Origin of the sequence: Mycobacterium sp. (assembly GCF_035570115.1) — a bacterium.
In the GTDB taxonomy this organism is placed as follows: Bacteria; Actinomycetota; Actinomycetes; order Mycobacteriales; family Mycobacteriaceae; genus Mycobacterium.
This window is the reverse complement of the sequence record NZ_DATMLH010000294.1, coordinates 11,474-24,422: the sequence shown is the minus strand read 5'-3', so window position 1 is coordinate 24,422 and position 12,949 is coordinate 11,474. Positions and strand designations below refer to the sequence as shown.

At 65.3% G+C, this 12,949-nt stretch carries 6 protein-coding genes and 1 pseudogene; 4 read left to right on the top strand and 3 right to left on the bottom strand.

Going from position 1 to position 12,949, the window contains the following annotated elements:
• Positions 1-112 precede the first annotated feature (112 nt).
• The 4 genes from VNW74_RS27910 to VNW74_RS27895 are packed head-to-tail and all read left to right on the top strand — an operon-like array spanning position 113 to position 7,327.
• A complete protein-coding gene (locus tag VNW74_RS27910; RefSeq protein WP_325682906.1) occupies positions 113-1,546 on the top strand; it encodes a hypothetical protein in 1,434 nt (477 codons plus the stop codon).
• Entirely contained in the window at positions 1,543-2,058 is a 516-nt protein-coding gene (locus tag VNW74_RS27905) for a hypothetical protein (protein ID WP_325682904.1), read from the top strand. The genes VNW74_RS27910 and VNW74_RS27905 overlap by 4 nt, the downstream gene beginning before the upstream one ends.
• Positions 2,055-5,261 carry an ATP-binding protein gene (locus VNW74_RS27900; RefSeq protein ID WP_325682902.1) on the top strand — a complete coding sequence of 1,069 codons (3,207 nt, stop codon included), beginning with the start codon at positions 2,055-2,057 and terminating at the stop codon, positions 5,259-5,261. Before VNW74_RS27905 ends, VNW74_RS27900 begins: the two co-directional genes overlap by 4 nt.
• Positions 5,258-7,327: an FAD-dependent oxidoreductase gene (locus VNW74_RS27895; protein WP_325682900.1), complete on the top strand. Its 2,070-nt coding sequence runs from the start codon at positions 5,258-5,260 to the stop codon at positions 7,325-7,327. Before VNW74_RS27900 ends, VNW74_RS27895 begins: the two co-directional genes overlap by 4 nt.
• Here VNW74_RS27895 and VNW74_RS27890 read toward each other — a convergent pair.
• The 3 genes and pseudogenes from VNW74_RS27890 to VNW74_RS27880 all read right to left on the bottom strand — a co-directional run bounded on the left by VNW74_RS27890 (position 7,315) and on the right by VNW74_RS27880 (position 12,681).
• Positions 7,315-7,812 (bottom strand): GNAT family N-acetyltransferase, encoded by a 498-nt coding sequence (locus tag VNW74_RS27890; protein WP_325682898.1) that lies wholly within the window; start codon positions 7,810-7,812, stop codon positions 7,315-7,317. The genes VNW74_RS27895 and VNW74_RS27890 overlap by 13 nt on opposite strands.
• Before the next feature lie 4 nt (positions 7,813-7,816).
• A pseudogene (locus VNW74_RS27885) lies at positions 7,817-8,230 on the bottom strand (DNA glycosylase AlkZ-like family protein); the annotation flags it as partial.
• Between the two features lie 131 nt (positions 8,231-8,361).
• Positions 8,362-12,681, bottom strand: coding sequence for an AAA family ATPase (locus tag VNW74_RS27880; RefSeq protein ID WP_325682956.1), 4,320 nt, complete (start codon positions 12,679-12,681; stop codon positions 8,362-8,364).
• Positions 12,682-12,949 lie beyond the last annotated feature (268 nt).

Here is a 12,949-nt window from a genome sequence, read left to right as displayed (position 1 = left end):
ACCTCCCGCAAAATCTGCCGTATCGCCCGAAACGCAATAGCATTTGAGTTAACGCCGTAAATCAAACGGTGCGACGGTATGCTACCTGGGCAAACCCGTGATCGGAGGCGCAATGGCCACGACCGATGAACCGACACCTCTGCAAGCTCTCCTCGCGCTTTACGGCGCCCTCGACCAGGCGGTCATTCGCGGCGGTGCAGCCGTCGAAGCCACGGTCGAGCGCTACCTTCCCGGCAGCACCGGCCCAAACGCCGGATGGTACGACGAACTCCTCGGCTTTCTGGCGGCCCGCACCAATGTTGCCTCCCGCACGGCCGAAGAACCGCCTAGGCCCCCGAATCTGAATGACGCGCTGGCCATCCTGCAGAACCAAAGGCCGGGGCTAGGCGCCGAACGGCCGCCGTTGACGGAACTGCAGTTGTCGCGAATGGTCTATGCACTCGGGGCGCTCAGCCACCTGCCGGATGATTACTTGCCCCAGGAGTGGGAGACTCCGTTCTCGGAAACCCTCGCAATTGCCGGCCCCCTGGAGGCCGTGCAGTCAGCCCCGTTCGGCGGTACCCCGCCGGGCGGCGACGACTTGTTGGCATTGCTGCAGAGCCAATTCCACAGCCGTAACGATTTCCCGCAAGTGATGAAGTATGCGGCGCAGCAGGGATGGGTCGCCCAACTTGTGGCTGATATGCCCCAGTGCGAGACCAAGGCCATGTGGGTGTCCGGCCACCTGTGTGTCGTGGTGACCACCGAGTTCGGGAGCTCGCAGGTGTCGCTCGACCAACTAGAGAATGTCATCGACCCACTGAACTGGGCCAAATGCCTGCCGTTCTTTTGCGTGATGAACAAGTATCCCGACCGGCCGGACGGTTGGAGCCGGGTGCTCGAGCACTGGGGCATCACCTGCCCCATTCCCCAGATGGTGACGCCGCTGAAGTACTGGAAGGGGCAGGGCACCACCAACCCGCCGTCGTCGCAACCATCGGCCTGGGTCGACTATGCGCTCGATGACGATCCGGCCTCGGGCGAAGTGGGAGACGGCAAGATGGTGGTCGACCAGGGCTTCATCAGGATGACGTCGACCGCCGGGAATGCGGGCACCGCCGGGGTGCGCGTACGTACCAAGAAGGTGGCCGGCTTCCGCAATTTGGCATTTTTCCCCGCCGCGCTGTTTGCCTGCGTCATGGGATACGGCTACGAGGGAATACAGATGATGTTCGGCGGCGTGGCCAGCCGTGCGAGCAACCCAGCAGGCTGGACGAACTGGGACCCGTCGACCCCCACCGGGGTGAGCGGTATCACTCAACCGGGGCAGCCGGCCACGGACGGAGATCCCGCCAGTCTTGCGGTGGCACTGGCGGTCCAGATGGCCAACGAGTGCATCGACGAAATGTCCAAGAAGAGCGCGGCTATCGCCGCCAAATGGGCGAGCGGGGTGGTGCCGGTCGCCGAGACCATTACGTACACCGCCGACCTGGCGAACCGGCTGGCGACGGACCCGTGGCGTTATCTGGCGCGGCTGCGCGAACCGACTCAAGGGGCTGACAAATGATCGATCCCAGCACGCAAATCACCCGATACACCGAATCAATGCGAGGTGTCGTCAGCCAAGCGGGCTCGCTGGTGCTGCAAGCCAACGACCAGATCAACGACGGAACCTTCGACCACGCGCAGTGCGCGAAGTCAGCGAAGCAACTGGCAAATCTTGCTCTGACCGTCGGCCTCGACGTAGTGCCACAGCTGCTGTCGATTCCGTTCGGTCCGGCGGCAAGCGACCAGCTCAATCTCTCCGACTTCATCGAGGTTGCCCCCGACAACGAATGCCAAAGGTCGCTTTCCGTTTCCCAGTCGTTCGTCCAGGATGGTGCGCCGTCGAATGTGATCCCGGACCACTTGATCGTGTTCGTGCCCGGAACACTGCGCGTGTACGCCAAATGGTTCCGGCTGGGAACCCGCTCGTCTAACCTGCCAAGCGGAACCTACAAGGGCCAGGTTCGGCTGACCCGGCTCAACCCGCCCACTCCGAGTGCCGTCGAGTTCTTGGAAGTCATCGTCAATCTATGACCATGAGGCAACCGCACGCGATCGACGAACTGCTTGATCGCGCAGTACAAGCGATCAACAGCGGTGACCGCGCGACCGCCAGTGCGCTTGCCGAGCAGGTGCTGACGCTCGACAGCGCCAATCGCGATGCCGAAGACCTGCTCGCTGCCCCGGCGGCGGGAACGGACGAAATGCGGCGGTTGACAATCCTTTTCGCGGATGTGGTGGACTCCACTGCGCTGTCCACCCGGGTGGAGCCGGAGACGTATTACACGGTGATCGAGCGGTATCGCCGCCAGGTCAAGGAGATCGTGAACCGCTATGAGGGCCACATCTTCTCCACCAAGGGTGACGGGCTGCTCGCCGTGTTCGGCCATCCCAAAGCCCATGAGAACGACGTGCGACGAGCGGTGCAGGCCGGTCTCGACATCACCCGGGACGTGGCCGCACTCAGCGAACGGGTCCGGACGCGGTTCGGTTTTGACATCTCGGTGCGCGTTGGAGTCCACCGGGGTTTGGTCTATCTCGACGTCGCACATGACGACGTATACGGGCTCGGCGCCAACCTCGCATCGCGGGTGTCTGGGCTGGCACCGCCGGGTTCCGTTGTCGTTTCCGAAGCGATCGCTCCGCTGGTGCGGGATTACTTCGAACTCGAGTTTCGGCCCGCTCAGCCTGTCAAGGGAGTCGACGAGCCCGTCGAGCACTATCAAGTCGTCGGTGAACGCGTCATGCTTACGCGGATACCGTTGGGCCCCTTGGTCGGCCGCGATCGCGAGTTGGCATACCTGCGATCAGCGTGGACAGATGCGGAAAATGGCTCGCTGAGCACTCCGGGAGTCGGCTTCGTCGGCGAGGCCGGAATGGGCAAGAGCCGACTGGCCACCGTTGTGGCCGATTTGGCCGAACAGTCGGGCCGTCCGGTGCTTGCGTTGATCGGATCGCCGTTTCACACCGACGCCGGCCTATACCCCGTTCGCGCTCTGCTCGAGCAGCGTTGCGGGATTGAGCGGTCAACCGAGCAAGCCGAGCGGCTGCGCTTGCTGGAAAACGAAGTGCGGGCAAGGGGACTCGATCCGGAATCGACGGTCCCGTTGTTGGCGCCCGTGTTGGGCATTGCCGCCGAACATGGCTACCAACCGGCGAGAACCGAGGGCGCAAGACTCTACGAGCAGATCATCGACGCCATCGTCGGCTATCTATTTGCCCGCATCGGCGAGGGCACGGCAGTGGTGTTGGCCGAAGATCTGCAGTGGTTCGATCCATCAACGCTGAAAGTCGTCGAGTCGCTGCTCCGCACTAGCACCGGTCGGCTCCTTGTCGTGCTGACCGGACGCGACATCGCCTCGTTTCCAAACATCGCCGAGCTCAAGACTTTTCAACTTGCGCCGTTAACGACAGCCGAAACCGACGAGCTGATCACGGCACTCGACCCGACGCTGTCCGACGACGATCGCTCCGAAGTCGCTCGCCGCTGCGACGGCGTGCCACTCTATCTCGAAGAGGTGGTGACCAAGCTGCACGAGCAGCCCACCGATGCAGCACGATGGGTGCGCGTGCCCGACGCGCTCTACGAACCCTTGTTCTCGCGACTTCGAGCAAGTGACACCACGATTCAGGTCGTCGAGGCCGCGGCTACGATCGGCCGAGAATTCGACCGCGACACCTTATGCAGCGTCCTCGACATGACCGAAGCCGAGCTCGACGCTGCCATTCGCGGCCTTGAGGCCGTGCTGGTTTTCGAGCCCAGAGCCGTTGACAGCTGGCGTTTTCGGCATGAGCTACTCCGCGAGGTCGCCTACGAGCTGCCGCCGCCCAGCGTGGCCAGGATCCTGCACGGCCGGGTAGCCGATGTACTCGTCGGCAACTCGGATCATGCCGACTGGCATGTAGTCGCCCTCCATTACGAACATGCGGAACGCTTCGGCGAGGCCGCGAACGCCCACCAACAGGCAGCGCACGATGCCCGGTGCCGAGGCGCACTCGACGAAGCTCGTGAGTGCCTGACCCGTGCCATTGCACAGGTCGAACATGTGACACCCGGTCCGACGCGCGACCGGCGCGAGACCAGGCTCCGCCTCCGGCGAGGATTTCTCACCTACGCGGCGGAGGGCGCATCAAGCCCGAACGCCGCCGCGGATTTCGAGCGGTGTCTTGAGTTGTCCGGCCGCGATTTAGGTGACACCGATTTCTTTTCAACCCTGGTCGCTCTCTACGGGTACTACGCAATGCGGGCCGACCTTGATCGATTGGAGCGGCTGCTCAGTTCCCTTCGCGTCGCCCTTACCGGCACCCGTGAAGGGCTTCGACCGTCCAACGATGCCGCATTCGGCATGCTGGCGTGGTACCGCGGTGAATTTGACCGTGCGCGCGTGAATCTCGAATCTGCGGCGACGTTCTACGACGAGCCGGCGAAAGGGGCCCAAGAGCTGGAAGCGGTGTGGTTCATGCCCAACGATGCAACCGCATCCATCTACACCCATCTCGCCTTGGCCCGTTCCACACACGGTGATTTGGCCGGTGCAGACGCCGAGTTGCTGCGCACGAAACGCCGGTGCGGACAACTGCCCTTTCCGCAGGGGCCATTCAGCTTGGCCTATGCACATCAGATTGAGGTGTTGATACGTATCGAAGCCGGTCAGCTCGAGTGCGCGGCCGACGTCGCAAGCGATCTGGTTAGGCTCGGTGCACAGCACGGTTTCGATTCTTGGGCGCTGGTTGGGGCGGCACAGCAGGAAACGGTCAAGGCGCTGTCTGCGTTGACTGAGAACCCGGGCGACATGGCTGCGCTGCGGGCGCACATCGTGTCGATCACGGGATTCGTGGACATGTGGCGTGCGCTAGGCATGATATCGCTCATCACCTTTTACGACGCGGTACTGGTCCGCTTGCATTTGGCCACCAACCAAATTGAAGAAGCGCGTCAGCGGCTGAGGACGGCGCTGGGTCTGGCCGATGAGACCGGGATGCATTTCTACGACGCCGAGCTTCTGAGATTGCGTGCCTACACAGCCGGCGACATCGATTCGCAGCGTGCCGATTTGAGCTCAGCGATCGAGCTGGCTCACGGGCAGGACGCACATATCTTCGAATTACGCTCAGCTGCAGATAATTTCGAACTCAGCGGAGAGCGCGGCAGGCAGATGCTGGTCGACGCGATCAGTCGCTTCCCTGACGGTAGCACGTGGCCGGAACTGGCACGCGCCCGGGCATTGGTCGAGTGAAGCGCCCAAAGGGCAAGGTTGCCATCCTCGGCGGTGGTATGGCTGGGCTCAGCACCGCCTGGCGACTGAGTGAACCCGGTTGGCGCGACCGGTTCGATTCCATCACGGTCTACCAGCGCGGGTGGAGGCTCGGCGGCAAGGGCGCGTCCAGCCGCGGGGCGAACGGACGCATCGAAGAGCACGGCCTGCACATCTGGCTGGGCTCCTACGAGAACGCCTTTGGGCTGCTTCGCGAGTGTTACGGCGAACTGGACAGAGCGAGCACCGACCCGGCTACGCCGATCCAGACCTGGGACCAAGCGTTGATCGCCGGCGACAACCTCGGACTCGCCGACCTGATGGGCAACGACTGGCTGATTTGGCTGGGAACGTTCGCCCGCAACAGCGAGCGGCCCGGCGACCCCGATCGCACCGGACGCGAGATGTCGGTGCCTTATTTCCTTCGTCGCGCGGTGCAGTTGGTCTTCGACTTCATCGCCTCGCTGGACGCACCAGCGGTCGGATTGGTGCTGTCGTCCTCCCCCGACCCGCCGCGTGCGACCCCGTGGTATGAAACCGTCCAGCGAGCCATGCTCGCGGTTCTGGCCATGCTGGTTGATCCCCGCGCCAGCCCACCCACAAACCTGCTCGAGCAGGCCCTCGACGCGATCCGCGACAGCCTCGATTACGAACATCGCGCCGATCAAAAACGCGCCTGGCTGCTGATATCGCTGCTAACCGCGGTGATCCGCGGCGTCGTCGCCGACAATTTAATAACCAACCCACGGGGCTTCCGCGCGATCAACGGCGAGGATTTCCGGCGATGGATCACGCGCCATGGCGCCCACCCTGATGTCCTCGAATTCCCGCTCGTGCGCGCCGTTTACGACTTAGTCTTCGCCTACGAGGACGCCGACCCCGAGCAACCAGCGTTCAGCGCCGGCCTCGCCGTCTTCCTCACCGGTCTGGTGCTCTTCCAATACAAAGGCGCGATCTTTTGGAAGATGACCGCCGGGATGGGCGACATCGTGATCGCTCCGCTCTACCAAGTGCTAAGGCAGCGCGGTGTCGGGTTCGAGTTCTTCCACCGACTCGACGCACTGCATCTCGACGACCGGCGCCAAACGATCGACGCGATCACGATGGGTCGACAGGTCCACCTCGCCGACGGCGCCCGTGCGTACGAACCGTTGACCAAGGTGCGTGGGCTCCCGGTATTCCCGCACACACCGTTGACCGAACAGCTTGCCGAGCCCGACCAAATCCCTTGCGGCGGCTGGCATTCACTGGAGACCTATTGGTCTGAGCACGCCGATGTCGAGACCCGGGTGTTGCGCCACGGTGTCGACTTCGACCATGTCGTGCTCGCGGTGTCGTTGGGCATGCTTCCCGTCGTCGGCGGTGAACTCATCGAGGATCGAGTCGAGTGGCGGGAGATGACGTCGCTTATCAGCACGGTCGCGACCCAGGCGTTTCAGATCTGGCTGCGTCCGGACGAGCCATCGCTAGGCTGGGACGAGCCGGGGGTGACGATCAGCGCCTACCTTCGGCCGTTCGAGACTTGGGCGTCGATGCCGCAGACGCTGTGGAGCGAGGATTGGCCCGAGCACCATCGGCCGGGCACCGTCGCCTACTTCTGCGGCACGCTGAATGCGCCTTGGCCCACGACCGAAGTCGGCGCCGACTACCTGCGCCGCTACCAGCAGCACGCACGGGAGCAAGCCACCAACTACATCGACCGAAACCTCGGGCTGTACTTTCCGAACGCCGTCACCGAACAGGGCTTCGCCTGGCATCTGCTCAGCGGCGTGAACGGTCAACGAGGACGCGAGGCGTTGGCAACCCAGCACGTCAGCGTGAATATCGACCCTTCGGACCGCTACGTGCAGTCGTTGCCCGGCAGCGATCAATACCGATTGCGGCCGGACGAAAGTGGTTACGACAACCTGGTTCTGGCCGGCGACTGGACGGATTGCGGGATGAACGCGGGCTGCATCGAGGCAGCTGTGATGTCGGGGCTGCAGGCCGCCAACGCAGTACTCGGCCGGCACCGTTATCACCGCATCCGCGGGTTTTACATGCCGTAAGGCGGCTCCTCCGGCTGCCCGGTCAGCGGCTCGCCGCGGCGCAGCGAGCCAATCCAGCCGTCACGCCGCTCACAGCGCTGCTCGAGCAGCCCGCGGACCATCCCTTCCATCCGGAACCCACACCGTCCGGCTACCCGTCGCGACGCCCAGTTGCCCACTTGCGCCCGCCAGTACACCACCTCGATGCCCGGCAGTTCGAAACCCCAAGCCAATACCAGCCGCAGCGCGCGAGTCATCACGCCCCTGCCCCGCGCCCATGGTGCCAACCCGAAGCCCACCTCGGCGCCACCGAGGCCGTCGAACCGTAAATCCACGCTTCCAGCGAAGCGTCCGTCGTACGCGATCGCGAACCTCGCCACGTTGGTCCGCCAGCCCTCGGCGACCCGTCTCACAAAGTCCTGTGCGTCTGACTCGTGGTACGGCACCGGGACGGTCGTCCAACGCTGGAACTCCGGGTCACGGCACTGTGCAACGATGTCGCCCACATCGCCGGAAAGCGGAAGCCGCAACGAACGGACACAACAACGCCGTCCCGCGGTCACGCCGCGGAATCGTCTGCCCCGCAGGCAGATACGCCGGCGCCGACCAGCCGTCGACATCGACGCGCTCCAGCTCGCCGTCGGCCACCAGTTTGGCGATCGCCGGCTTGGCCTGTCCCGCGGCCAGCCGGAAGTAGTCGCGGAGGTCGGCCTCGGTGCCCACGCCCAGCGCGGTCGCCGCCCGCAGTGCCAGCTCGCGGACGGCGTCGTCCTCGTCGACCTCCCGCGCCAGCACGTCAGGCGGCAACACCCGCTCCGTCAGGTCGTAGTGCCGCGCGAACCCGACCCGCGTCGATGTGGTGAACACCCCGGCGACGAACAACGCCTCGGCGACCCACTTGGTGTCGCTGCGGCTCCCCCACGGGTGACCGACCCACCGGGCCGGGGCTCGCTAAATCCTTGGGCCGCAACGGCTATCCGCCGGGCCCGCGCGGCGGTCAGCCTAACGGGCAGGGTCACAGCGCCGTCTGACGACCGGAAGTAAGCGTTGGTTCGCTACTTCTGGCTAAGCGCAACCTCCTGCCCAGGGGTTATCTCACCTCTATCCATCGCGTCGCAGTGGGCCAGATGCAGTGCTGCGATCGGATCGTCTGGCAGCAACTGGCGGCATCGTTCGAAGGCGGCGCGCGCCAGTTCGGCGTCGCCCGCGTCGAACAGCCGAAAGGCCTCGTCGAAAGCGGGCTGCGCCGCCCGCTTCGCCGCCCGCACCGGCGCGGGATCCCCGTCGTAAACCTCATACATCGTGACCGCTCGGCGCCGGTTGACCACCATGACTCGTTCCATCCGGCGGATGTCGAACTGGTCGCGGTTTGACAGACGGGTGTACGTGGCGTCCGAGATGAGCAGGGCCGAGCCGTAGCGTTTGTTGGCGCTCTCGATACGCGCGGCCAGGTTCACGGCATCACCGATGATCGTGAGGACCATGCGGTTCACCCCACCGACCAACCCCACCCCGACGGCGCCGGTGTTGATACCGATTCCGACTCGCAGCTCTTCGGAGCCCAGTGCCAACCGTTCTTGGTTGTGCTTCCGCAAGGACCGCAGCATGGCGAGCCCGGCGCGGACGGCGTTGTCCGGCTCCGACTCGAAAACGGCAACGATTTCGTCCCCACGCACGTCTTGGATCATGCCGTTGCAGCTGATGATCGGCAGCTCGACCGCTCGCAGGAACCCCATCGCCAAATTGCTCGCCTCGAGCACGTCCATGTCCTCGATCATGGTTGTGAACCCGCGGATATCGGAGATGAGCACCGTCATCTGACGCCCGACCCGGTAGCCGCTGCGGACACGACGCAGATCGTCGATGTCGAGAATCCGCAGCAATTCGTTGGGCACAAATCTCGATTGCACGTCCATGAGGGACTGCCGATGCTCGTCGGCGGCCCGTAACCGGGCCTCGAGCTCGAAGTTCCACAACGGCGCGGCGGCCTGGGCGCACAAGAAGGCGACCGCCTCCTCGTCCCTGGCAGAGAAGCGTCTGCCCGGCTCGTGATGCTCGGCGTAGATCACCCCAATCGTCTTGTCTTGCACGAGTACCGGGACGGCGAGGAGGGCCGGGATCGCCGCTTGGCGCTCGTCTGGCCCGAGCGGATGATCACCGGGGCGGACCGGATCGGCCGCGACCATGACCGGACGGCCGCTGTCCACCACCCGCACCACAACGGAGTGGTCATGGGTCGTCGCGGTCCAGGGGCCTTCGATGATCGTGGTGGCACCGTGCTCCCGGACGGCCCGAACCGCAAGCTGTCCGCCTTCGCCGGTGAGAAGCAGAGCACGGGCCGCGCCGGTCGTGCTCGCAACCATTCCCAGCAGGATCTTGGCCAAGCCATCTGGGGTGCGCGCTGTCGGCAGCGCGCGCACCACCTGATGCGCGCTGACAGGGTCGATTCCTGCTGAGCCCGCCGGAATGAGGTCGCGGCTGAGCAGCCATGGATGAGCCTCCGCGAGCCGCTCCGCGCGCACCGCGATGCCCAGACTCAGGTAACCCTGGTATGCCGACCGCAGCATGTGGGCAGCGAGCCTCGGCCGATCGGTCTGGGCGCTGTGGGTGGCGGCCTCTTCGTGGGCGAGCGCGCCAATCAGCGGAAGCTGGTGCTCCGCTGCGAGCTCAATCGCCCGGGCGAGCAAGCGCTCCGCCTTGCTGTGCTGCCCGCGGGCCCGCGCCCACGCACCCTCGATCAGCGCATAAGGTGCCGCGTAGTTGGCCGGCGAGCTCGCTGCCCATTTGCGGTGCAGCGCTAGTGCCTGGCGCACCGATTGCCGGGTCGAGCGGTCACTCGGCGCGGCCCGAATCCTGCTCAGCGCGCTGAGCAGGTAATAGAGTTGCATGCCCGCCATGCCGGCCATACCGCCGATGTGCTCGACGGCCTCGTCCGCGACGCGGATCGCGCCGGCGTGGTCGCCACACCAGAAGTGCAGGCCCTGTTTCACGGCCAGGGCGGCGGCCAGGGCCACGCCGTCACCCTCACGGCGGGCCGCGGGCAACACCTCACGCTCGTCGTAGCCGCTCTCGCCGGCGAGCAGGAAGGGATTCTCGCTGCGGCCCATCAAATTGAGGCAAAGCTGCTGCACAGCTTGGCAAAGCGCAAGGGGCACCGGCTGGGAACGGATCTCGGGGACGAGGGATTGTGCGACGGCGTCGATCTCCGCCATTGGGCGGCCGACCCAGAACAACTGAGAGAGCAGGACCGCGGCCAGGAAACCCGCGTACTCCTGGTCACCTCGGTCGAGCGCCTCATCGACGGCTTCGCGAAGCTGGCCCAGGCCGTCGTGAACTGGGTGTCGCCAGTGGCGGATGAATGTCAGGTAATAGAACAGCGTCTCCGGGCGGGCGTCCCGGAACTCCTTCTGCTCCGTGAGCCGCAGGCCAACCTCGCCGAAGCGCTGGCTGCCGGCGTGGTCGCCCGTCAGGACGAGCAGCAGGCCGCAACTGGCGAGCACCGTGGGCGAGGTGAGGGTATGGCCGTGGGCCAACAGAAGCTCGAGCTGCTTACGCACGATCAACGGGAAGAGATTCGGCTTGAGGATGAAGGACATGCTGCGCAGTTCAGAGAGGATCCGCTGGATCTCGATGACACGCCGGTCCTGGCAATGCGGCAGCTCCAGCAGCCGTTCGGTGGTCCAGCGGCGCGTAGCGAACTTTATCCGCATCAGCGCGTTGGCCATCCGAGGTTTGCCCGCATTGCGTGGCAGCGGCTCGCCGAGTTCTTCAAGCGCCCGCAGTCCGGTTTCCAGCGCGTCTTGGAGGCGGTTCTGCGCTACCCGCCCCTTGAGCCTGAGGAAGGCGAGTCGGGCACGGTCGGCCGGCTCGTGCAGGACCTCCTCGGCCTCGTCGAGCAGCCCATGCAGCGCCACCGCGTCGCCCACCAGCAGGGCGGCCTCCGCGGCGTCAAGCTGCAGCTCCTTGGTCAACGAGAAGTGAACGGACCAGCGCGATGCACCGAGCAGGCCAAGACCGTCTCGGCAGTGCTCGAGGGCCAGTGGGAACGATGCCTGCGCACGAGCCTTCCGTGCCGCGCGGCGCAGCACGTCGACGAACTGGATACGCTCCTCGTCGGCCAGCTGGTAGCCACCTATGCCTAGGTGACGGGCGGCCTCGAACAGCCGATCGTCCCCCATCTCGGCCAACCGACGGCCGATCCGGAGGTGCGTCGCGCGCCGGGTGTCATCGGACATGCCCTCCCGCGCCGCCTCGGTCACCCGGTCGTGGCTGAAGCGATACCGCGCCTCGCGGCTGATCGCGTTGGCGATCCGCTGGCCGCGGCTGTCGACGGCCTCGAGCAGGCGAAGCTCTAGACCCGACCAGAGCGCATGGGCCACGACATCAGCCGGCTGGGCGGCCGCTGCCGTTGCGTCGGCGAGGTCGAACTCGCCACCGATACACGCCAGCGAACTCAACACCGACCGATCAAGCGTGCCCAGCTGATCGAGATACTGGCCGAGGAACTCGGCGGCCGTGGCGGTGATCTGGATCGACGCCAGGACGCGCAGGTCCCAGGTCGGCTGCCCCCCTGCGCCGACGGGGACGAGCGCGCCTTCTCGTTGCGCTTGGTACAGCAGCTGACGGACCTGCAACGGATTGCCCTGGGTTCGGTGATGAAACTCAGCGGCGACATCGCCTAGGTCGATCCCGTGGCCGCACACGGCCGCGAGCAACTCCTCCAGATGCTCGTGAGACAGCGGGGCGAGGTCCATCCGTCGGACGCCGACCGACGCGAGGCCCGCTGAAGCCGAATCGAACTCGCCGGCGCGATGCGCCCCGAGGACGAGCACATTGCGAACCGACACCGTCAACAATTCGGATAGCAGCAGCAAAGAATCCCGGTCCGCCCACTGCAAGTCATCGATTGCCAGCACGACCGTTCGGTAGGAGGCGGTGGTGGACAACAGGCGGATGGCGGCCCGCTGCAGCCGGCGCCGAGCATCCGCCGCATCCAGGTCAGCCACCGGCACAGCCGCGCCCAGCACTTGCGCCAACTCGGGCACCAGCGCCTCGAGGATGCCGGTGAGCGCCGACATCTCGCTGACCAGGTCGGCGCGCCAACGGTCACGCTCAGCGGTGCCGGTGGCCTCCATGCTGCGGACAAGCGAGCCAAGCGCGACTCCCAGCGCCGAGTACGGTGCCGCCGCACCGTCCTGGTACCTGCCGTAGGCAAACACGCAGTTGCGGCCGGAAACCTCTGCCCCCAAGGCGTGCATGAGCGTCGACTTGCCTACCCCCGGAGTGCCACTGAGCAGCGTGAATCCGCCGCCGGCGCGTCCAGCCTCGTCGACCGCGGCTCGAAGTTCGGCGAACTCATCCTTTCGGTCGACCATAAGACCTTCGAGGTCAAGAGTTGGACTGCTCACCGCTTACGCCCATCGCGGCGCCACGCCGTCCTACGGACGGCGTGGCAAGGGGATCGCAAGGTGGCGCGCAAAGCCAGGTCCCCTCCAACCGGACGAATTGTCCAACTAATCGTAGATACCGGTGGGGCGGACCGCGCGCGTTGACGCAAATCCGGTCGAGGGCACTAGAGGTCAGTACAGCGTTATCGGTTCGCCCGCGGACAGATGACCATTTGATTTAGGTAAATTCGATACA

Bases quoted from the DNA above. Each gene is read 5' to 3' on its own strand.
- VNW74_RS27910 (WP_325682906.1), top strand. From the start codon at position 113: ATGGCCACGACCGATGAACCGACACCTCTGCAAGCTCTCCTCGCGCTT.
- VNW74_RS27905 (WP_325682904.1), top strand. From the start codon at position 1,543: ATGATCGATCCCAGCACGCAAATCACCCGATACACCGAATCAATGCGA.
- VNW74_RS27900 (WP_325682902.1), top strand. From the start codon at position 2,055: ATGACCATGAGGCAACCGCACGCGATCGACGAACTGCTTGATCGCGCA.
- VNW74_RS27880 (WP_325682956.1), bottom strand. From the start codon at position 12,681: ATGGTCGACCGAAAGGATGAGTTCGCCGAACTTCGAGCCGCGGTCGAC.